The following is a 20139-nucleotide window of genomic DNA, read 5'->3' on the forward strand; positions in this document are numbered from 1 at the left end:
TGTCAGTCGACGATGATTCAACTGAACCACCGCTTTCGCGAGCAAGCCCGCTCCCACATTTTTAGTTGGTGTGAGGCTTGGGGTGTGGCGGTGTGGATGGAATAGTCGGGCCGTGCACCGCAAGCATGGGCAGCGCATCCCCCACTGTGGGAGCGGGCTTGCCCGCGAAAGCGGTGTGTCAGTCGACGTTGTTCCAACTGAACCACCGCTTTCGCGAGCAAGCCGCTCTCGGTGAGTCAGTAGCCGACAGTGAAGCGCTGGCGCGAATGCTTGGGGGTTTCTACTTCGTCGATCAGGGCGATGGCGTAGTCGGCAAAGCTGATCCAGCTGCGGCCGGCGCTGCTTACCAGCAGGTTGTCCTGGCCCAGGCGGAATTTGCCGGTGCGTTCGGTTTCCACGAATTCCGCCGAGGGCGACAGGAAGGTCCAGTCCAGGTCCTTTTCCTGACGCAGCACGTCGAGAAACTCAGCGCCGGCGCTGGCTTCGGCTTTGTATTCAGCCGGGAAGCCTTCGCTGTCGATCACCCTGCCGCCGTCCGGCAGCAACAGCGAACCGGCGCCGCCGACCACCAGCAGGCGCTTGACCCCGGCTTTTTTCACCGGCCCGATCACGGCTGCAGCGGGGAGGGTGGCGAAGTGCGCCGCACTGATCACCACATCACTGCCACTGACGGCTTGCTCCAGGGCGTGCGCGTCGAGTGCATCGACCTGCTTGACGGTGACGCCGTCGCGCTTGGGCAGCGTGTCGGTGTTACGCGCAATGGCGACCACGCTATGCCCGCGACGCAGGGCTTCTTCCAGCAATTGGCTGCCAGCACGGCCGGTAACCCCAATGATTGCGATCTTGCTCATGACGTTCTCCAGTACGGTTAGGGTTTAAAACACTTCACCACTTCATTTCGCCCTTGGCGACTTTGGCGCTCAGTTCCAGCGAGCTTTCGTCAGCGAGGGCGGGGTAACGTTTTTTCATCGCTGCAATCAGGGTGGCAGAGTCCTTGGCCTTGGCGGTTTCCACGTCGAAGGCCTTGATGTAGTCAGCGGTAAATTTGACCGAAGCCGGCGATGGCGTGCCCAGGTAGTGACCGGGAATGACGGTGCGCGGTTTCAACTGCTCGATGCGTTGCAGGGTCGCCAGCCAGTCCTGGTGCGACTGTGCACCCTGGGTGTCGGCCATCCACAGGTGAATGTTCTCGGCAACGACTACGCCACCGATCACGGCCTTGATCGACGGGATCCACACGAAGCTGCGATCCGGCTGTGCGCTGTCCAGGCCGATTACCTCCAGGGTCTGCCCCTCCAGCGTCAGGCTGTGGCCTTCGAGGACTTGCGGCACGATGGTTTTCGCCGGCTGGTCGGCGCCCATTTTCGGTCCCCAGAACGCTAGCTTGGCGGCCACGGTGGCGTTGATATGGTCGACCACCGGCTGCGGCGCCAGCACCTTGGCGTCGGGGAACGCGGCGGTCAGGGTGTCGAGGCCGAAGTAGTAGTCCGGGTCGCCGTGGCTGATGTAGATGGTGGTCAGGTGTTTGCCGCTGGCGCGAATTTTTTGCGCCAGCTGCTCGGCCTGGCCCTTGCCGAATTGCGCGTCCACCAGGATTGCATCCCGGGTGCCGCTGACCAGCACCGAGCTGACCGGGAAGATCGCGGCCTCACCGGGATTGTAGACGTCGAGTGTCAGGTCGGCTGCCGCAGCGTTGGCGGCGAAGGCCAGGGCGGCGGCGGTCAGGGTCAAGCGCTTGAGGGTCGAGAGCATCGGGCAATCCGGCAGTGAGTAAAGGATGCACAGAGCTTAGTTGCACCAAACGCAACTAAAAATGCGATGCTGGGACATAGTTTGTTTCTAAAATCGGGCAAATCATGGATCGTCTTCAAGCAATGCGCGTGTTTGTCACGGTGGTGGATTTGGGCAGCCAGTCTGCCGCCGCCGACCATCTGGACCTGTCGCGCCCGGTGGTGTCGCGCTACCTGGCTGAGCTGGAGGACTGGGTGGGCGCGCGCTTGTTGCACCGCACCACGCGGAAGCTGAGCCTCACGGCGGCCGGCGGTGAAACCCTGCCGCGCTGTCGGCAATTGCTGGAGCTGTGCGGTGACATGCAGGCCGCCGTCAGCGAGCCCGATGACGCCCCACGCGGCCTGCTGCGACTGAGTGTCAGCACCTCGTTCGGCCAGGCGCAATTGGCCGATGCCATTGCCGAATACGTCAGGCGCTATCCCCTGGTCACCGTCGACCTGCAGATGCTCGACCGCACGGTGAACCTGGTGGACGAGCGTATCGACCTGGCCATCCGCACCAGCAACGACCTGGACCCCAACCTGATTGCGCGGCGCCTCACCGTCTGTCGCTCGGTGGTGTGCGCCACGCCGGCTTATCTGCGGGAGCATCCGGCACCGCAGAAAGTCGAAGACCTGGCCCGGCACAATTGCCTGACCCACTCGTATTTCGGCAAAAGCCTGTGGCACTTCGAAGAGCGCGGCGAGCACGTGTCGGTGCCGGTGCACGGCAACATCACCGCCAACGAGGCCAGTACGCTGTTGCGCGTGACGCTGGCCAGCGCCGGGGTGGCGATGCTCCCCAGTTATCAGGCCGGCGAGCATATCCGTCGTGGCGAACTGGTGCGGTTGCTGCCAGAGGCCGAGCCCCGGCAGATGAATATCTATGCGGTGTACGCCTCGCGCAAACACATGCCGTCGGCGCTGCGCAGCCTGTTGGATTTCCTGGTGTTGAGGTTTCCGGAAGAGCCGGCGTGGGACATCGGGCTGCAGTCGACATAAATGTGTTGAATGGCGCCCGATAATGGCAACTCACCGCAGCTGACCTATGCTTTAAACAGCACCCTGTAGATCCGTTCAGAGGTCTGTGCCATGAGCATCAAAACCCGAAAATACCTGATGATTTTCTTCCTCTGCGCCCTGGCGACCGGGCTGTATGGCACTGCCGCCTACCGTGTGGAGCAAACCCGAATGCAGCCGACCTTTGCGATCAGTTGCCATCAGGATCAATGCGTGCCCCACACCGGCAGTTTCAGCGCATTGCGTTGAAGCTTGCACCTACAGTGATGTCGGTGGTGTTTCGGTCTTGAGCTGTTCGCGAAACGCCTTGGGTGAAAACCCGACACGGCGGCGGAACAGCCGCGAGAAGTTGGTCGGGTCGGAAAACCCCAGGACCTCTGACATTTCATTGATGGTCATGCTGGTGTAAGTCAGTAGGCGCTTGGCCTCCAGCAACTGGCGGTCGTGCATGATCTGCAGCGCAGGTTGCCCACCCAATTCCCGACAAGTGCCGTTCAGGTGTGAGACCGAGATCCCCAGCTTGTGGGCCAGGTCTTCGATCTTCGGGTGTTCGCGATAATGCTGTTCAACCAACTGGGTAAAGCGCCGGAAATATTCACGTCCGCGTGGGGCCCGTGGGTGGCGGCGCTGGATGGCCTGGCGGCTGATCCACACCAGCAGCACGCTGACCAGCGCGTGCATGAGCATGTCGCGAGCCGGCTGCGCATCGGCGTATTCGGCCTGCAGGCGGGTGAACAGGCTGTTGAGGTAATCGCTGTCGTTGCCCGCCCGGTAGCTGCCGAGCGCGTGCAGACCGTCGACCGTCGTGCCCAGTTGCGCCTGCAAATGGCTGACCAGCGGCGCCGCCAGGGTCACGATATAGCCTTCGACATCCTCGGCAAATCGAAACCCGTGCACGCACAGCGGTGGCAGCACCTGCAGCGTCGCTTCGTTGAGGGTGGTGCGCTGCCCTTCGATTTCCAACTGTGCCTGGCCTTTGTGCACGTAGAGCAACTGGCACAGATCCGCGTGCCGGTGGGGTTGGATTTCCCACTGGTATTCCCGACTGCGGCGGGAAATGGTTTCACAGTGCAACAAATCGGGAGTCGGCCATTGCTGGCTTTCCCCGTAAAGCTTGAAGACCGGAATCGCGGTTTTGGTCATGGTTTCAATCCGATACTCAGAAGAGTGGTGCGGTAATCGCCCCGATTGGCGGAAAGCACAGGCTTTGTCTCAGTTTTCACCTTCTTATGCTGCGCACTCAAGTGAAAAATGTCAGCAACAAAACCAATGACAACTCTTTCACTTGATCCGTTCGGGTGGAACCTGTGGGCCATAACAATAATGAAAACGCTGAAAACCCAAGTCGCCATTATCGGCGCCGGTCCTTCCGGACTGCTGCTCGGCCAGCTGCTGCACAATGCGGGCATCCAGACCCTGATCATAGAACGCCAGAGCGCCGATTACGTGCAAGGGCGCATCCGCGCCGGGGTGCTGGAGCAGGGCATGGTCGACCTGCTGCGCGAGGCCGGCGTCAGCCAGCGCATGGATAGCGAGGGCCTGGTGCATGATGGCTTCGAACTGGCGCTGAACGGCCAACTCACCCACATCGACCTCAAGGCCCTGACCGGCGGCCAGTCGGTGATGATCTACGGCCAGACCGAAGTCACCCGCGACCTCATGGCCGCACGCGCCGCAGCCGGTGCCATGACGTTTTACGAGGCGCGCGCCGTACAGCCCCACGCCATGAAAAGTGATCGACCGTGGCTGACCTTCGAGCACCAGGGCGAGGCGTTTCGCCTGGAGTGCGACTACATCGCTGGGTGCGACGGTTTCCACGGTATCGCCCGCCAGTCGATCCCTGCCGAGGCGTTGCAGGTCTTCGAGCGGGTCTATCCATTCGGCTGGCTGGGCATCCTCGCCGACACCCCGCCGGTGCACGACGAACTGGTCTACGCCAAGCATGCGCGGGGCTTTGCCCTGTGCAGCATGCGGTCGCCGACGCGCAGTCGTTACTACCTGCAGGTGCCGGTCGAAACGCCGCTGGAAGAGTGGTCGGACGCGCGTTTCTGGGACGAACTGAAAACGCGTCTGCCCAGCCACTTGGCCGATCAACTGGTGACCGGCCCATCCATCGAAAAAAGCATCGCGCCGCTGCGCAGCTTCGTGGTGGAGCCAATGCAGTACGGGCGCCTGTTCCTGCTTGGCGATGCGGCGCATATCGTGCCGCCTACCGGGGCCAAGGGCTTGAACCTGGCGGCCAGCGACGTGAGCACGTTGTTTCGGATCTTGCTCAAGGTGTATCGCGAGGGGCGGGTGGACTTGCTGGAGCGCTACTCGGCGATTTGCCTGCGGCGCGTGTGGAAGGCCGAGCGGTTCTCGTGGTGGATGACCTCGATGCTGCATCAGTTTCCCGAGGCGGACGGCTTCAGCCAGCGCATTGCCGAGAGTGAACTGGCGTACTTCATCAGCTCCGAGGCGGGGCGTAAAACCATTGCAGAAAATTACGTCGGGCTTCCTTACGAAGCTATCGAGTAGCCTGCTATCGTATCGAGCATTCCCGCGGGCCCTCCTTTTCCCGTGGGCCCTGCTCGAAGGTTCTGCCGTGACCAACCTGAATCAGCCCGCCCAACCTGTCCCTGCCGTGCGCAGTGTGCTTGCCGCCTTGATGATGGCGATCTTCCTCGGTGCCCTGGACCAGACCATTGTCGCGGTGTCCATGCCGGCCATTTCCGCGCAGTTTCACGACGTCAACCTGCTGGCCTGGGTGATCTCCGGCTACATGGTGGCGATGACGGTGGCGGTGCCGATCTACGGCAAGCTTGGCGACCTGTACGGGCGGCGGCCGATGATGTTGATCGGCATGGGCCTGTTCACCCTGGCCTCGCTGTTCTGTGGCATGGCGCAAAGCATGGAGCAGCTGGTGCTGGCGCGGATCCTCCAGGGCATCGGCGCCGGCGGCATGATCTCGGTGAGCCAGGCGATCATCGGCGACATCATCCCGCCCCGTGAGCGCGGGCGTTATCAGGGCTACTTCAGCAGCATGTATGCGGTGGCCAGCGTGGCCGGGCCGGTGCTGGGCGGCTACATGACCGAGTACCTGTCGTGGCGCTGGGTGTTCCTGATCAACCTGCCATTGGGCGCCGGTGCCTGGTACGTGGCCCATCGCACCCTGGTGGGGCTGCCGGTGCCGCAGCGCAAGCCGGTCATCGACTACCTCGGCACCGTGCTGATGATCATCGGCTTGACCGCCTTGCTGCTGGGCATCACCGAAATCGGCCAGGGCCATCATTGGCGTGACGATGCAGTGCTGGGCCTGCTCGCGTGTGCGCTGGTGGCGCTGACCGCGTTTGTCTGGCATGAGCGCCGCGCCCGCGAGCCGTTGCTGCCGATGCATCTGTTTGCCAACCGCAGCGCGGTGCTGTGTTGGTGCACGGTGTTTTTCACCAGCTTCCAGGCGATTTCCCTGACCGTGCTGATGCCTTTGCGCTTTCAGACGGTGACCGGCGCCGGCGCCGACAGCGCGGCCCTGCACCTGCTGCCTCTCGCCATCGGCCTGCCCATCGGCGCGTATTCCGCCGGGCGCATGACCTCGGTGACTGGGCGCTACAAGCCGATGATCCTCAGCGGCGCGCTGTTGAGCCCGCTGGCGATCCTCGGCATGGCCTACAGCGCGCCCCAGGCGGTGCTGCTGACCGGCGTGTTCATGCTGCTGTGCGGGATTGCGGCCGGCATGCAGTTCCCTACGTCGCTGGTGGGATCGCAGAATTCGGTGGAGCAGCGTGATATCGGCGTGGCCACCAGCACCACCAACCTGTTCCGTTCATTGGGCGGGGCGGTGGGCGTGGCGTGCATGTCGGCGCTGTTGCTGGCGCTGTTGCAGGATTCCAGCTTCGCCCACCTGGCCAGCGGTGCGCTGGTGGCCGAAGGCAGTTCCGGCAACGTGCTGCTCGATGGCCTCAACGCCGCCCCGGGCCCGGCGCAGGATGCCCTGCGCGGGGAGTTGGCGGTGACCTTCCGGCATTTGCTGATGGTCAGTGCGGCGGTGTCGCTGTTGGGGCTGGCGGCGGCGATCGCGATGCCGAACCGGGTGCTGCGCGGCCGCGAAGACAAGGCGCGCTGACCCTGTAGGCGCCCGGCTTGCCGACCCCATCGCCGGCAAGCCGGGTTCCTACAAGGTCAACTTCACGGGCTGTAGTACCCGACCGCCACCATGAAATGCCCGGCCTTGCGCACATACGCATGTTTGTTCTCGACCTTGTCGGTCACCGGGTTCTTCCAGCGATATTTGTATTCACCCTGGTCCTGCTCCGCCATCAGCTTGAGGATCGGCTCGCCCACCGGCTTGCCGTCGGGATCCTTGATCTTGCTGAAGTCGGTGTTGAGCAGGCGCAGGTTGGTGCCATGGGCCACGTAGCGCCGGGTGTTGAGGTCGACCACAAACACATAGAGGTCATCCTGCAGGAAACCGCCCTGCAAGGCGTTGATCGCTTTGAGCGTGCCGGCCTCATCCTTGAGCAGCGCATTCACCGCCTTGTTGCGTAGCGCCCGTGCCTGTTCCGGTGTGGCGCGCGGCAGGTAGTAGCCGACCGCCAGGATGCGTTCGCCCACGCGCTGATAAAACACGTGCTTGTGCTCGACCTTGCCATCGTTCCAGTTCTGCCAGCGGTAGTCGGCCTGCTGGATACCCTGGTCCTGCGGAACCTTGAGCGCGTCCTTGAATGACTGGCGCAGATCCGGGCCGAGCACTTCAGAGACATCGCGTCCGATCAAGGCGGAGGAGGGGCCGCCGCTGGCCAGCAGTACGCCCTGGGTGTCGACCACGAACACATAGCGATCATGGTCGACAAACTCGCCCTGGCGGCTGAACGCGGCAAACGCCTTGTCGCCGTTACTCTGGTAGTAGGCCAGGGCTTTTTGCAGCAGCGCCTTGGCGGCCTGGGCGTCCTCGTCCTGAGTCGTCGCGGCGTGCACCTGGCTGAAACACAACAGCAGCAGCGCGGTGATGCGGAGCAGTCCCTTCATGTTCCGTCCCTCATTATTGTTGATGTGACAAGAGCGTAGACGCCTGTGGCTCAAGGCGCCGCCAGCCATTGATCGACAATACCGGCATACACCCCGGTGGCCACGCTCAGGTGCAACCATTGGTCAACATAGCTTTTCCAGGCCACATCGTCGCGGGGCAGCAGGAAGGCTTTTTCGCTGTACTGCATCTGCCGCTCCGGGTTGACCGCGCACAGCCCTGGCTTGAGCTTCTGCTGGTAACGCGCTTCGCTGGCGTCGGTGATCATCACGTCGGCCTTGCCTGCCAGCAACTCGTCGAAAATGGTCACGTTGTCATGCAGGCGGATGTTGGCCTGGCCGAGGTGCGCGCGGGCAAACACTTCGTTGGTGCCGCCCGCCGGTTCGATCACCCGTACCTGTGGCTGGTTGATCTGCTCGACGGTCTGATAGCGCTGCACATCCGCGCAGCGCACCAGCGGGATCTTGCCATCGACGCCGAGAGACTGGCTGAAGAAGGCCTTTTTCTGGCGCTCGAGAGACACCGAAATCCCGCCCACGGCGATGTCGCAGCGCTGGGCGAGGAAATCCGGCATCAGGCTTTTCCAGGTGGTCGGCACCCACTGGATCCTGGCGTTGAGGCTCTTGGCCAGGGATTCGACCATGGCAATGTCGATGCCTTCGTAGCCGCCATCGGCGCGCAGCGAGGTATAGGGTTTGTAGTCGCCCGTGGTGCACACGGTGAGCGTGCCGCGCTGCAGCACCTCATCAAGGCGCGACGGCGCGGTGTCGGCCAGGGCCGAGGTGGCGAGGCTCGCCAGTACGCATAAGGTTATTGTTGTTTTCATGCGATCGAGTCCTTGGAGCATGATCGGGGGCGGTCATTATTTCCAGGCGAATGGCCAGGTAGCAAGGGCCGTCGAATGTTTAGCCAAGTTGCAACCAAACTCCGCCAACCCTGAATTTAATCGCCTATGTGGGCGTGTGACGCTGTCCGGCATCTTCCTCAGTGTGATTCCCGCATGGACGGCTGCCCCGACGCTCACCCCGCGACACTGCCGTCCGCACTGGCCTTCTGGGCGCTGTTTCACTGCCGACATGCGCGCCCACCAGATAACTTTCTCCTACGTTGATCCACCTCACGGATGACGCGCACCTGTGCGCATCTGCCCGGCGGCGCCTGCGCGCCTGCCTGACGCAAACGTATGAGATTTCCCATGAGTGTTTTTGCCAGCCTGCACGAAGCCCAAGCCTTCCTTGAGCAGCACCCGGACATCGAGATGTTCGAGCTGTTTATCCTCGACAACAACGGCGTGCCACGCGGCAAGTTGCTGCACCGCGACGAACTGCTGGCGGTGTATGCCAGCGGCCGGCCGTTGCCCAGCACGATCCTCGGCCTGACCATCAATGGCGATGACGTGGAAAATTCCGGGCTGGTGTGGGAGGTCGGCGACATCGACTGCCGCGCCTACCCGATCAGCGGCAGTTTGCAGCGCATGCCGTGGCGCCTGATCCCGACCGCCGCCGTGCAGGTCAGCATGCACCCCACCGAGGGCTTGCCCGCCACCGTGGCCGACCCGCGGCATCTGCTCGCCAAGGTGATCGCGGGGCTGAATGCCGACGGGTATTACCCGGTGATGGCAGCGGAGCTGGAGTTTTACCTGCTCGACCAGAAGCCCGACAGCCACGGCCGCCCCCAACCGGCACGGGACAGCGACGGTGGCCGCCCGCGTTCGACCCAGGTGTACGGCTTGCGTGAGCTTGAGCAGATCGAGCCGTTCCTGGCGGACCTGTACAGCGCGTGCAAACTGCAAGGCATCCCGGCGCGCACGGCGATTTCCGAATACGCGCCGGGCCAGGTGGAGATCACCCTCGAGCATCGCGCCGATGCCCTGCAGGCGATGGACGAGGCGGTGCGCTACAAGCGCCTGGTCAAGGGCGTGGCGCATAAACACGGGATGAGCGCCTGCTTCATGGCCAAGCCGTTCGACGACCTGGCGGGCACCGGCATGCATATGCACGTCAGCCTGGCGGACGCCGAGGGCAACAACCTGTTTGCCAGCGAGGCCGCCGATGGCACGCCGCTGCTGCGCCAGGCGGTGGGCGGCATGCTCAGCACCTTGCTCGACTCGCTGTTGATGTTCTGCCCTAACGCCAACTCCTATCGTCGCTTCCAGACCAACAGCTACGCGCCGCTCGCCGCCACCTGGGGCGTCGACAACCGCACCGTGAGCCTGCGCGTGCCCGGTGGCCCGGCCTATTCGCGGCACATCGAACACCGCATCTGCGGCGCCGACGCCAACCCCTACCTGGCGGCGGCCGCGATCCTCGCCGGCATCCACCGTGGCATTCGCGAACAACGCGACCCCGGCGCGCCCGTGGAAGGCAATGGTTATGCCCAGGCCAAGGAACTGCTGCCGACCGACTGGCTCACCACCCTGCGCGCACTGGAAGGTTCGAGTTGGGCGCGCGAGGCGTTTGGCAGTGAATTCCTCGGCGTGTACCTGGCGGTGAAACGTGCCGAATATCGCCAGTTCATGGGGGAAGTGGGCGAGCAGGACTGGCGGTGGTACCTGCATCAGGCCTGATGCTTGGCTAGTCGGGATGAGCGCAGCGTTGCTGTTGTGGTGAGCGGGCTTGTTGTGGCAAGCCCGCTCGCCACAATAAGCCTGCTCAACCGAGCCTGCTGTCCACAACAAGCCTGCTCAACTTAGTCTGCTCTCCACAATAAGCCTGCTCACCACAACAAGCTCACTTGCCACGGAGATCACTGCAACCTTCCCCAGCAACAGCCCCGCACGCGTTTCAACTTTTTTTTCACGTTCCGGTGGTTAAGCTGCGAATCAAGGTCGTTCACTACCGTTTAACTCACATGAGCCTGTGATGTCGCCACAACCGCCTTCTTCCATCGAGATTGAATACGCCGAGCGCTGTGACCGTGAGCACGCCAGGGTCTGCGGCGATACACGTCCGCCAGGGCTGCGGCGGCGCCTGGCGTCGTGGCGCGACGAGTGGCTGGTGCGCCAGGCGCTGAAAGTCGCCGGCGAACCGGGGCTGGTACTGGACCTGGCCTGCGGCTCGGGGCGGTTCTGGCCGGTGTTGGCGGAACACGTCAACCGGGTGATCCTGGCGTCGGACAACTCCCAGGCCATGCTCGACCACGCCCGCACCCACCACCCGGCGTCGTTGCTCAAGCGGGTCAAGACGTTCCAGGGCTCGGCGTTTTCCGTCGGCTTGTCGGCCAACGCGGTGGATTGCATTTTTTGCCTGGAATTATTTCGTCATGTGCCCAGCAGTGAAGGGCGCCTGGCGTTGTTGCGCGAGTTTCACCGGGTCAGCCGTGACACGGTGATTGTGTCGGTGCCGTCGCGTACCCCGGTGGAAGAGGAGTTTCGCCAAGCCGGCTTCAAAATCCTGCATCACCAGGAATTCATGCCCGGCTCCCACCTGTGGCGGGTCTACGTTCTGCGTAAGAGAGGATAAGTCCCGCCTGTCGGACTATTCTTCATCTCTTGTCTGAGTTTTCATGGACGCCTGTGCACTGCGAATGCTCGCAAGTCCCTTTCGCGATATATACTGCGCGCCATTCTTCAAGGGAGAGCCGTGTGGCCATCGATATTCACTGGATCTGCGACAACGATAGCCTCGGCCAGCATTGCGCCGAATGGCAGCAGTTGCCATTCGTCGCCCTCGACACCGAATTCATGCGGGTCGACACCTTTTATCCCATTGCCGGGCTGATCCAGATCGGTGATGGCGTTCGCGCTTACCTGATCGACCCCCTGACCATCGACAACTGGCAACCTTTGGCCGCCTTGCTGGAAAACCCAGCGGTGATCAAGGTGGTGCACGCCTGCAGCGAAGACCTCGAAGTGTTGCTGCGCCTGACCGGCAGCCTGCCGGTGCCGTTGTTCGACACCCAATTGGCGGCGGCCTACCTGAACCTTGGTTTCTCCATGGGCTATTCGCGCCTGGTGCAGGCCGTGCTCGATATCGAGCTGCCCAAGGGCGAGACGCGCTCCGACTGGCTGCAGCGGCCATTGTCGGAGACGCAAATCAGCTACGCCGCCGAAGACGCGGTGCACCTGGCCGAAGTCTACACACGCCTGCGCCCGCAGCTTTGCGACGACAAGTACGCCTGGGTCCTGGAGGACGGCGCCGAGCTGGTCGCCAACCTGCGCCGCGAAGTCGACCCGTACGAGGTGTACCGCGACGCCAAGCTGGCGTGGAAACTCTCGCGTGCACAGCTCGCCGTCCTGCGCGAGCTGTGCGCGTGGCGCGAACAGCAGGCGCGTGCGCGTGACTTGCCGCGCAACCGCATCATTCGCGAACACTCGCTGTGGCCCCTGGCCAAATCCCAGCCGGATAACCTCGCCGCGCTGGGCAAGATCGAAGACATGCACCCGCGTACCGTGCGACAGGACGGCCAGTTCCTGCTGGACCTGATCAAGCGTGCCGGCAGCGTGCCCATGGACCAATGGCCACCGGCCGTTGCTGAACCGCTGCCGGTGGACGCCGCCGCGCTGATCAAGCAACTGCGTGCCCTTGGCCAGACCTTCGCCGAGCGCCTCGACATGGCGCCCGAGCTGATGCTGCGCAAGAAAACCCTCGAAGCCCTGGTCAAAAGTGGCTATCCCGATGGGCCTTACCAATTGCCAGACTCGCTGCGTGGCTGGCGCCGCGAGTTGATGGGCCAGGCGCTGCTCGACAGCCTGGCCACTGCCGGAGAACAGCCTTGAAACGTATCTGCTCCATCTATCGCAGCTTGAAACGCAACGAAATGTATCTCTATGTGCTGAAAAGCGATGCCCTGGAGCGCGTGCCGGAACCGTTGATGGAAGCCTTCGGCAAGGCCCATCACGCGTTTGACATGGTACTGACGCCGGAGCGCAAGCTGTCGCGCGAAGACATCACCGTGGTGCTGGAAAACCTCGAAAAGCAGGGCTACCACCTGCAAATGCCGCCGGCCGAGGACGAGTACATCGAGCACTTGCCCGAAGAGCTGCTGCGACGCAACGACCCGGTGTGATCGGTGGGTGCCCTGTTCAGGGCACATTCATCCATGGAATCGTATTATCGGGCGCTGGCCGCAAGGGATGCGGGCGGCCGTCTGCACTGTTTTTGAAAGGTTTGAAGCATGCGTGTTCTGATTGCTGAACAGGATCACCCTCTGTACGCCCGGTTGCTGGGCGAAGCGGCACCGGACCTTGAGGTGCTGACCAGCGGCGACTCGGCCGAACTGTCGCGCCTGGCCGCCGATTGCCCGGTATGGCTCGGCCAACCTGACCTGCTGGCGACGTTGTTGCGCCAGGGCCATCAACCGCAATGGCTGCAATCGACCTGGGCGGGCATCACGCCATTGCTGGCCGACGGCTTGCCGCGCGATTATCGCCTGACCCGTGCGGTCGGCATCTTTGGCCAGGTCATGGCGGAGTTTGTCCTCACCTACATGCTCGGCCACGAGCGCGAAGTGCTCGCGCGGCTGGTCAGCCAGGTCGAGCGCAAATGGGACAACCGCATGGGCCAGAGCCTGGCGGGGCGTACGGCGCTGATCGTCGGTACCGGCGATATCGGCCAGAGCGTGGCGGAGTTTCTCGTGCCGTTTGGCGTCAAGGTGTACGGCATCGCCAGCACCGCGCGGGAACAGGCGCCGTTTATCGAAGTGGCCGGGCTCGATCAGCTCGGCCGTCTGGTGGGCGAGGCGGATTATGTGATCAATCTGCTGCCCAACACGCCGAACACCCACGACCTGTATGACGCGGCGCTATTCAAGCAATTCAAGCCGACCGGGCTGTTTATCAACGTCGGGCGCGGCGTGGCCGTGGTCGACGCCGACCTGGTCGAGGCCTTGAAGGAAGGCCACCTGGCCGGCGCGGTGATCGACGTGTGCCGCCAGGAACCGCTGCCGCAGCGCCATCCGTTCTGGACGGCGTGGGGCCTGTTGCTGACCGGGCACAGTTCCGCGCCGACCTCGCCGTCGATGATGGTCGAGTTGTTTGTGCAGAACGTGCGCGCGTTTCAGGCCAAGCAAGCCCTGCGCGGAGAAGTGGATTTCGAGCGCGGTTACTGACGGCGACACACAACCTGACAGTCAAGATGGAACCTCCTTTGCGGGCACTCCCACCCAGTGACCGCAAAGGGCGCAAGGTCGCGCCCTTGAAGGATATCCATATGACTAAGGACAGGTTCGCCCATGACCACGCTCACCCCTTCCTCGTTCAATACGCCAGCCTTGGCGTTTTCCAGCCGGGAAGCACCGGCTCCCACCGACGCCGCCTTGGCGGCCATCTACCTGCAGCTTGACCCCGAATCCCAGACGACTCGCCCCCGCAACAGCGTCGCCGGTTTTGACCTCGCGCACCCTCGGTACTGGGGGCAACCCGCCTCGGTGGTGATAGACGAACTGGCCAGGCATCTGGTCAACAAAGGCCGGGCCGATGCGCAGACGGCTGGCCAAAGAGCCAGTCTTTTGCTGGCGAGGACGGCGCCGCACTACCTGGTCAAGGACATTCCCGCCAGCCTGACCTACGGCAGCGTGCTGTGGGTGCAATTGACGATGGCGGTGGCCAGGCTCGAAGCCCACACCCCGGGCGGCACGCTCGGCAAGGGCTACGCCGAGGTTTTGCTGGCCGCCGAGCAGCTCCCTGACGATGCAGTCGTCAGCCAGCAGAGTGCTTATGAGGCGCTGCGGGATTGGGGCGTCGCCAACGGTTTTCTCGCCCGCCCCGATGCGCAGCCATCGGCTGACGAGATGGAGCGTGTGAGGGGCGCCTACAACCACCAATTGGCGGCACTGAAAACCACCGGCACGTTGTTGAGTACGCAAATCCCCAGCCGAAGAGCGATGGCGCTCGCGCAGCTTGAACAAGCGTTTCCCGAACTGGATAAACGCCTCTTCGAGGTGAAAAGCCTGCACAAGGCCTGGCTGAAAAAGGGCCGGCCAGGGGTTTATCCGGGCGCGCGCTCGATGCTGGATGTCGTCATGGAGGGCGGCAAACTGGGGCCACAGGATCACTGGATCAGCCAGGACAAACGCCTGCCCGTCACGCGCTTCTGCGACCTTTATTCAGCCGGCAAGCTCGACGTTGCCACCTCATTCAAAAGCGCCTACGAGGCGGCGATCAAGGCGCATGAGGACGGGCACCAGAGCCGGGTCAGGCAGCTGATTGCTGCGTTGCCGCTGGAGGACCGCAAGAACCTAGAGTTCGGTGAACTGACGTTCTTCCACACCAATGACTACAAGATAGCCGGTGATTTGTTCACCCCGCCCGCCCTGCACGTCAGGGGGCATACGCTGGAGGTGAAGACCACCCGCAACGGGCAGGTCAACCTCTACACAATCGACACGCGGCGCGGCACCCTCGAGAAGGAGAACTTCCTGATACGCCGCCGTACCGAGCCTTATACCGCCAGCAAGATGGAGACCCGAGAGGCGAATATTCTCTCGAAAACCGTGCGATTCGAGCCCGGTGACGATAAGCCGGCTGCGCAATTCCTGGCTCAACCCGAAGGGCCGGGGCAGCCTGACAGTTTCAACTCCGGACGCAGCCACGCGATTGCTGACGTCTTCGTGAAGTCCCTCGACCTGCACAACGACGATCTGCTCAATGAGGCCAGGGGCGTCACGTCCTATGATCAGGACAGCGCCAGGAATGAGGCGATTTCGCAGTTTTTCCTCAACCTCATTCCGCTGCGATCGGCGATCGTCAACTTTCAACAGGGCAATATCGGCCAGGGGCTCTTTGACCTGTCCCAGGATGCCCTGGGGCTGCTTACCCTCGGGGCGGGCAAGGCTGCGCAGGCGGGCCGGGTGCTGGGCAAGGCGTTGTCATCGGTGGAGCACGCGGCCAAGGCCGGCAGGTTTGTCGGGGCGCTGGCCATTGAAGCATTCAACCCGCTGAGCGGCAGCGGCGAACTGACGGTGGCCGGCGGCCGGTTGCTTGCCAATGGCGGTCGTCAGGTGGCGGCGAAGGCGTCGCGGCAGTTCAATCAGCTCCGGGGCTCGACCGCTGAACTGAGTAACCGGCTGTTTGGTCAATTCAAGCTGCCCGACTCCACCATCGCCGGGCTCTCCGCCAACAGCCAGGGCGTGTATACCGCCGACGGTCACCTGTCGTATATCCGGCATAGGGACAGTACGGGCCAGGCGGCCGTCTACGAAGTGCGCCAAGTCAGCCGAACCGAGGATGGCGCGGTACAGGCGCGGGTTTATCACAACGGCCGACAAACGCCGTTGCTGCTCGAACATCTTCAGGGGGATCAGTGGCAACGGCTGGGCGTGCGCGGCGGCAGTCCGGTTTCGGTCAAGGCGGACCTCGGGCCGGTGATCGGCCAGGGCGGCGAGGGGGTGGTGTACGCCAGCCTGGATGGCAAGCATGTGTATAAGGACATTGGGCCGACAACGCGCACGAGCGCCGAGGGCCTGATAATTATGGAAGTGGTCAACCTGAACACCTACTACGCAGAGGGCTTTGCCCAGGTGCTGGTCGAGGAAGGGCGCCAATACATAAAAATGGGCAGGATCGAAGGCGTGGATCTCAGCCAGGTTGAAAAAGGCAGTTTGCCGCCCAGCGCGCGGCCAATGATCGATGAGGTGTTGGCGCAGATGGAGGCGAAGGACATTTTTCACAATGACCCGCAGCTGAAAAACTTTATCTATTCCAGCAAGGACAACAGGCTTTACCCCATCGACATGGATGGCATGCCTGGCGAGTTCATGGCACCGGTGGTCAAGCGCGTGTATGACCGGCAAGTCGCCGAGCTGCGGGCGGCGTTCAATGAGCTGATCGCCCCCGCGTCTTGACGGCTCACCCTGGCGTTCGGCAACGCCAGGGTGTCACGGCTCAAAGGCTGAAATCACCCTCTGACACCAGCTCGCTCAGCGGCTTGCGCGGGCTCGGTGCTTCGCGACCTTGCAGGTACTCGGGCAAGGTCGACTTGTCACCCAGCTTGCCGACGGCCACGGCCGCGTGCAGCGCATACCCTTCTGGAATCTTCAGCTCCTTGCGGGTCAGCTCCTGGTCGAAGCCGGCCATGCCGTGGGTGTGCCAGCCGCTGAGGCTGGCTTGCAGCGCCAGGTGGCCCCAGGCCGAGCCGGTGTCGAAGGTGTGCCACAGCGCCGGGGTTTCTTCCGTGGCGCCGGGGGCGGTGAAGTCGGTTTTCGAGGCGATGATCACCAGGGCCGAGGCATGCTGCGCCCACCCACGGTTGAATTCATTCAGCAGGCCCAGGAAACGTTCCCAGTCCGGCGTGTCGCGGCGCGCGTAGAGAAAGCGCCATGGCTGCGAGTTGTAGGCCGACGGCGCCCAGCGTGCGGCTTCAAAGAAGCTCAGCAGGGTTTCCTGGGGAATGCTTTCACCGGTAAAGGCGCGTGGCGACCAGCGCTCGGTGAACTGGGTGTGGATCGGGTAATCGGCAACGCGTGGATTTGTGCTCATGAACAGTTCCTGATGACGACGATGGGCTACGGTGAGATAGGCAAGCGCAGTTCAAAAAAACGGGGCACCGATGAGCTCGGCGAGGGTTTTTTCAAGGCTCCATGGGGCGTCGTGGGCAATGCGGCGAAGCATTTATGGCGGCCGACGCAGGGCCTTCGCGGCTCACAAAGCTACTGCGACGAAGGGTCGCTGACAAGTCTTGTCGTACCGACAGTCGCCGGCGCTTGGCCCCAAGGGTCTTGGGCACTAGACTGGCGGCCTTTTCACCTACCGATACTGATGCAGAGCCATGGCCGCCAAAGTCGAACCTTTCTGGATACGCAAAACCCTTGAACACCTCGACCAGGAGGAGTGGGAGTCGTTGTGCGACGGCTGTGGCCTGTGCTGCCTGCAAAAGCTTGAGGATGAGGACGACAACAGCGTCTATTACACGCGTATCGCCTGCAAACTGCTCGACCTGAAGACCTGCCAGTGCACCGACTACCCCAACCGCCGCGCCTCGGTGCCCGACTGCATCCAGCTCACCCCGGGCCAGGCCGACCAGTTCAAATGGCTGCCGCCCACCTGCGGCTATCGCCTGGTCAGCGAGCGCAAGGACCTGCCGCTGTGGCACCACCTGGTCTGCGGCGACCGCGACGCCGTGCACCATGAACGCATTTCCCAGTCCGGGCGCATGCTCAGCGAAGGCAGCGTGCCCGAGGATGACTGGGAGGATTACCTGATTTTCCGCGCGGGCTGAACGAGGAGTGTGTATGAGGGCGGGAACCCAGCTGGCGGCAAGCCTGGTGTTACTGGCGTTGAGCATGCCTGCGTGGTGCGCGAGAAAGGTCGACCTGGATTATCACGTCAAGTTGTTGCCCCAGAGCGATCAGGCCGAGGTGCGCGTGAGCCTGTCCCAGGGCTCGGCGGTGCGTAGCCTGGATTTCGACCTTGGCCATGACGGTGACTACAGCGACTTCAAGGCTGATGGCCAATGGAGCGTCACCGAGCACCGCGGCCGGTGGCAACCCGGCGCCAACAAGGCCAGCCTGACCTACCGGGTTCGCCTCACCCACGCGCGCAAGCCAGGCATTTATGAGGCGCGGATGACGCCGAGTTGGGCGCTGTTTCGCGGCGAAGACCTGGTGCCGCCCGCGCGCCTCGACCAGCAGGACGGGGTGGAGTTGGTCTCGCGCCTGGTGTTCGAACTGCCGGCAGGCTGGAAAAGTATCGAAACCGCCTGGCCACGCATCGGCAAGAACAAATTTCGTATCGACAATGTTTCGCGCCTGTTCGACCGGCCGACCGGCTGGATGCTCGCCGGCACCCTCGGCAGCCGCCGCGTACGCCTGGGCGAGAGCGAAGTCAGCGTCGCATCGCCCAAGGGCCAGGCCATGCGCCGCATGGATGTGCTGACGTTGCTGACGTTCGTCTGGCCCCAGGTGGAAGCGGCGTTCCCGCGCCATCCGGCCAAGCTGCTGGTGGTAGGCGCCAGCGACCCGATGCGCCGTGGCGCGTTCGCCGCGCGCGACTCGATCTACCTCAACAGCCGTACGCCGCTGGTCAGCGAAAACGGCAGCAGCCCGTTGCTCCGTGAAGTGGTACAGGCGATTGGCCGTTTCAACGATCACGACACCAGTGACTGGATCAGCGAGGGCCTGGGCGAGTACTACGCCATCGAGCTGCTGCGCCGTGCCGGCGGCATTACCGATGAGCGGTATCAGGCAATCCAGGCGCGGTTGGTCAAGGAGGGCAAGGACGTGACCAGCCTGCGTGGCGAGCACGTCAGCGGGGCGACGGTGTCACGGGCGGTGGTGGTGTTGCAGGAGCTGGATCGCGAGATCCGCGTGAAAACCCACAACAAGCGCTCCCTGGATGATCTCGCCCAGGCGGTGATGCGGGCCAACAGCATTACCACGGCGGAGTTTGTGCATCTGGCCGAGAGCATCATCGGCGAGACGTCGGTGGTGCTGGACAGCAAGCTGCTGCGCTGAACCCGCCGAACAGACCGCAACTTCGTGTAGGGCCCGGCAAGCCGGGCTCCTACAGGAAAGGCTAGCCGGTGGTTTTTACCGCTTTTTCAGCCGCCACTTCGGCCTTGGTCTTCAGGTTTTTCAGCTCTTCACCGGCGCGCTCGATCTTCGTGCGCACGCTGTTCATTTCCTGGCGACCCTGTTCCAGCTTGTCCTTGAGCGAGCTGTGCCCGGTGACGCCACGCACCAGCGCCACGCCGCCAATCGCCACCTGGATCAAGCCGAAAATCCCGCCGCGGCGCAGGCCTTTGCCGACCATCATCACGCCACCGGCCACCGAGCCGATGCGCTCCCAGCCGTGCACGTTCTGGTTGGGCTGGGTCTGGAACGGCGTGTGTTCGATGATAGGGCGCAAGGTTTTGCTGTCGCTCATGATCTGTCTCCAACGAGGGCTAGTGATATGCAGCTGACTGCGGGCAGGCGCCGGATGTTCCCGATAAATCAGTACTTGGGGCCCGAACGGGTGTTGTTGCCCTTGGCCAGGCGGTCGTAGAGCACCACGTTGACGGTCGCGGCGAGGTTCATGCAGCCGGTGGTCGGGATGTACACGACGTCTTCGCACCAGTCGCGGATCTCTTTATCCAGCGAGCCATCTTCGGGGCCGAAGATATACAGCGCGCGGTCAGGGTGCGTGTATTCGGGCAGTGGGCGGGCGCCTTCCACCAACTCCACCGCGACCGGGATGCAGCCCAGGGGGAGGATCTTCTTCAGGTCGTCGATGCCGATCAGCGGAATGTCGTGGTGGACTTTCTTGGTGTCGGTGATGAAGTCCCGGGCGCGCTCGTAGCGCACGCCGGTGTAGAACACCGAGGCCACGCCGTAGCAGCCGGCGGCACGCATCACCGAACCAACGTTTTCGGGGGATTTGGGGTTATACAGACCGATGCAGCTGTAGCGTTTATTGCCCACGGGAGTGCCTTA

The 20139-nt window shown here is 63.1% G+C and carries 20 protein-coding genes; 12 read left to right on the forward strand and 8 right to left on the reverse strand.

Going from position 1 to position 20139, the window contains the following annotated elements; translation table 11 throughout:
* Positions 1-236: 236 nt before the first annotated feature.
* A complete protein-coding gene (locus tag NTD80_RS19400; protein ID WP_262134604.1) occupies positions 237-851 on the reverse strand; it encodes an NAD(P)-dependent oxidoreductase in 615 nt (204 codons plus the stop codon).
* Between the two features lie 34 nt (positions 852-885).
* Positions 886-1752, reverse strand: a complete 867-nt coding sequence (locus NTD80_RS19405) for an MBL fold metallo-hydrolase (RefSeq protein ID WP_262134605.1) — start codon at positions 1750-1752, stop codon at positions 886-888.
* A 104-nt stretch (positions 1753-1856) separates the two neighbouring features.
* On the opposite strand from NTD80_RS19405, the gene NTD80_RS19410 reads away from it, so the two are divergent.
* Together NTD80_RS19410 and NTD80_RS19415 are read left to right on the forward strand one after the other, a co-directional pair.
* Entirely contained in the window at positions 1857-2771 is a 915-nt protein-coding gene (locus NTD80_RS19410; protein ID WP_262134607.1) for a LysR family transcriptional regulator, read from the forward strand.
* 90 nt (positions 2772-2861) lie between these two features.
* Positions 2862-3038, forward strand: coding sequence for a hypothetical protein (locus tag NTD80_RS19415; protein WP_162844255.1), 177 nt, complete (start codon positions 2862-2864; stop codon positions 3036-3038).
* Between the two features lie 9 nt (positions 3039-3047).
* Here the strand turns inward: NTD80_RS19415 and NTD80_RS19420 are convergent, their stop codons facing one another.
* Positions 3048-3932 (reverse strand): helix-turn-helix domain-containing protein, encoded by an 885-nt coding sequence (locus NTD80_RS19420; RefSeq protein ID WP_262134608.1) that lies wholly within the window; start codon positions 3930-3932, stop codon positions 3048-3050.
* Positions 3933-4121: 189 nt separating this feature from the next.
* On the opposite strand from NTD80_RS19420, the gene pobA reads away from it, so the two are divergent.
* Both pobA and NTD80_RS19430 read left to right on the forward strand, forming a co-directional pair.
* On the forward strand, positions 4122-5306 hold the full coding sequence (gene pobA / locus NTD80_RS19425; protein WP_410017423.1) for a 4-hydroxybenzoate 3-monooxygenase: 1185 nt from the start codon (positions 4122-4124) through the stop codon (positions 5304-5306).
* Between the two features lie 67 nt (positions 5307-5373).
* Complete coding sequence (locus tag NTD80_RS19430) at positions 5374-6891, forward strand: MDR family MFS transporter (protein ID WP_065902098.1); 1518 nt, start codon at positions 5374-5376, stop codon at positions 6889-6891.
* A 62-nt stretch (positions 6892-6953) separates the two neighbouring features.
* On the opposite strand, the gene NTD80_RS19435 is transcribed toward NTD80_RS19430, so the two are convergent.
* Together NTD80_RS19435 and NTD80_RS19440 are read right to left on the reverse strand one after the other, a co-directional pair.
* Positions 6954-7793 carry a cache domain-containing protein gene (locus tag NTD80_RS19435; protein ID WP_106804840.1) on the reverse strand — a complete coding sequence of 280 codons (840 nt, stop codon included), beginning with the start codon at positions 7791-7793 and terminating at the stop codon, positions 6954-6956.
* A 50-nt stretch (positions 7794-7843) separates the two neighbouring features.
* Entirely contained in the window at positions 7844-8617 is a 774-nt protein-coding gene (locus NTD80_RS19440) for a transporter substrate-binding domain-containing protein (protein ID WP_262134611.1), read from the reverse strand.
* 369 nt (positions 8618-8986) lie between these two features.
* Between NTD80_RS19440 and NTD80_RS19445 the strand changes: the two genes are divergently transcribed.
* The 6 genes from NTD80_RS19445 to NTD80_RS19470 all read left to right on the forward strand — a co-directional run bounded on the left by NTD80_RS19445 (position 8987) and on the right by NTD80_RS19470 (position 16572).
* Positions 8987-10357: a glutamine synthetase family protein gene (locus NTD80_RS19445; protein ID WP_065902092.1), complete on the forward strand. Its 1371-nt coding sequence runs from the start codon at positions 8987-8989 to the stop codon at positions 10355-10357.
* Positions 10358-10652: 295 nt separating this feature from the next.
* Positions 10653-11252 carry a class I SAM-dependent methyltransferase gene (locus tag NTD80_RS19450; RefSeq protein ID WP_065902090.1) on the forward strand — a complete coding sequence of 200 codons (600 nt, stop codon included), beginning with the start codon at positions 10653-10655 and terminating at the stop codon, positions 11250-11252.
* 122 nt (positions 11253-11374) lie between these two features.
* Entirely contained in the window at positions 11375-12508 is a 1134-nt protein-coding gene (rnd, locus tag NTD80_RS19455; RefSeq protein ID WP_262134612.1) for a ribonuclease D, read from the forward strand.
* The gene (locus NTD80_RS19460) at positions 12505-12798 is read left to right on the forward strand and encodes a YcgL domain-containing protein (RefSeq protein WP_065902086.1); all 294 of its coding nucleotides are present in this window, start codon (positions 12505-12507) and stop codon (positions 12796-12798) included. Before rnd ends, NTD80_RS19460 begins: the two co-directional genes overlap by 4 nt.
* A gap of 108 nt (positions 12799-12906) precedes the next feature.
* A complete protein-coding gene (locus tag NTD80_RS19465) occupies positions 12907-13839 on the forward strand; it encodes a D-2-hydroxyacid dehydrogenase (RefSeq protein ID WP_106804837.1) in 933 nt (310 codons plus the stop codon).
* Between the two features lie 123 nt (positions 13840-13962).
* Positions 13963-16572 (forward strand): hypothetical protein, encoded by a 2610-nt coding sequence (locus NTD80_RS19470; RefSeq protein WP_262134614.1) that lies wholly within the window; start codon positions 13963-13965, stop codon positions 16570-16572.
* A gap of 40 nt (positions 16573-16612) precedes the next feature.
* Here the strand turns inward: NTD80_RS19470 and NTD80_RS19475 are convergent, their stop codons facing one another.
* On the reverse strand, positions 16613-17206 hold the full coding sequence (locus NTD80_RS19475) for a nitroreductase family protein (protein ID WP_065902081.1): 594 nt from the start codon (positions 17204-17206) through the stop codon (positions 16613-16615).
* A 289-nt stretch (positions 17207-17495) separates the two neighbouring features.
* Here NTD80_RS19475 and NTD80_RS19480 point away from each other — a divergent pair, with 289 nt between their 5' ends.
* Together NTD80_RS19480 and NTD80_RS19485 are read left to right on the forward strand one after the other, a co-directional pair.
* Positions 17496-17945, forward strand: coding sequence for a YcgN family cysteine cluster protein (locus NTD80_RS19480; RefSeq protein ID WP_003172524.1), 450 nt, complete (start codon positions 17496-17498; stop codon positions 17943-17945).
* Between the two features lie 13 nt (positions 17946-17958).
* Positions 17959-19179: a hypothetical protein gene (locus NTD80_RS19485; protein WP_262134615.1), complete on the forward strand. Its 1221-nt coding sequence runs from the start codon at positions 17959-17961 to the stop codon at positions 19177-19179.
* A gap of 61 nt (positions 19180-19240) precedes the next feature.
* Here the strand turns inward: NTD80_RS19485 and NTD80_RS19490 are convergent, their stop codons facing one another.
* Together NTD80_RS19490 and NTD80_RS19495 are read right to left on the reverse strand one after the other, a co-directional pair.
* Complete coding sequence (locus tag NTD80_RS19490) at positions 19241-19591, reverse strand: DUF2892 domain-containing protein (protein ID WP_201143729.1); 351 nt, start codon at positions 19589-19591, stop codon at positions 19241-19243.
* A 68-nt stretch (positions 19592-19659) separates the two neighbouring features.
* Positions 19660-20127 carry an RNA methyltransferase gene (locus NTD80_RS19495; protein WP_003189607.1) on the reverse strand — a complete coding sequence of 156 codons (468 nt, stop codon included), beginning with the start codon at positions 20125-20127 and terminating at the stop codon, positions 19660-19662.
* Between the last annotated feature and the right edge of the window lie 12 nt (positions 20128-20139).

It is taken from the genome of Pseudomonas sp. 13B_2.1_Bac1 (assembly GCF_025466155.1).
Taxonomy (GTDB): Bacteria; Pseudomonadota; Gammaproteobacteria; order Pseudomonadales; family Pseudomonadaceae; genus Aquipseudomonas; species Aquipseudomonas aylmerensis.

Excerpts from the sequence above, each read along its gene's own strand:
- NTD80_RS19400 (WP_262134604.1), bottom strand. The coding sequence starts at position 851 with ATGAGCAAGATCGCAATCATTGGGGTTACCGGCCGTGCTGGCAGCCAA.
- NTD80_RS19445 (WP_065902092.1), top strand. The coding sequence starts at position 8,987 with ATGAGTGTTTTTGCCAGCCTGCACGAAGCCCAAGCCTTCCTTGAGCAG.
- NTD80_RS19475 (WP_065902081.1), bottom strand. The coding sequence starts at position 17,206 with ATGAGCACAAATCCACGCGTTGCCGATTACCCGATCCACACCCAGTTC.
- NTD80_RS19410 (WP_262134607.1), top strand. The coding sequence starts at position 1,857 with ATGGATCGTCTTCAAGCAATGCGCGTGTTTGTCACGGTGGTGGATTTG.
- NTD80_RS19490 (WP_201143729.1), bottom strand. The coding sequence starts at position 19,591 with ATGAGCGACAGCAAAACCTTGCGCCCTATCATCGAACACACGCCGTTC.
- NTD80_RS19450 (WP_065902090.1), top strand. The coding sequence starts at position 10,653 with ATGTCGCCACAACCGCCTTCTTCCATCGAGATTGAATACGCCGAGCGC.
- NTD80_RS19480 (WP_003172524.1), top strand. The coding sequence starts at position 17,496 with ATGGCCGCCAAAGTCGAACCTTTCTGGATACGCAAAACCCTTGAACAC.
- NTD80_RS19420 (WP_262134608.1), bottom strand. The coding sequence starts at position 3,932 with ATGACCAAAACCGCGATTCCGGTCTTCAAGCTTTACGGGGAAAGCCAG.
- NTD80_RS19435 (WP_106804840.1), bottom strand. The coding sequence starts at position 7,793 with ATGAAGGGACTGCTCCGCATCACCGCGCTGCTGCTGTTGTGTTTCAGC.
- NTD80_RS19465 (WP_106804837.1), top strand. The coding sequence starts at position 12,907 with ATGCGTGTTCTGATTGCTGAACAGGATCACCCTCTGTACGCCCGGTTG.
- NTD80_RS19405 (WP_262134605.1), bottom strand. The coding sequence starts at position 1,752 with ATGCTCTCGACCCTCAAGCGCTTGACCCTGACCGCCGCCGCCCTGGCC.
- NTD80_RS19485 (WP_262134615.1), top strand. The coding sequence starts at position 17,959 with ATGAGGGCGGGAACCCAGCTGGCGGCAAGCCTGGTGTTACTGGCGTTG.
- NTD80_RS19470 (WP_262134614.1), top strand. The coding sequence starts at position 13,963 with ATGACCACGCTCACCCCTTCCTCGTTCAATACGCCAGCCTTGGCGTTT.
- NTD80_RS19415 (WP_162844255.1), top strand. The coding sequence starts at position 2,862 with ATGAGCATCAAAACCCGAAAATACCTGATGATTTTCTTCCTCTGCGCC.
- NTD80_RS19440 (WP_262134611.1), bottom strand. The coding sequence starts at position 8,617 with ATGAAAACAACAATAACCTTATGCGTACTGGCGAGCCTCGCCACCTCG.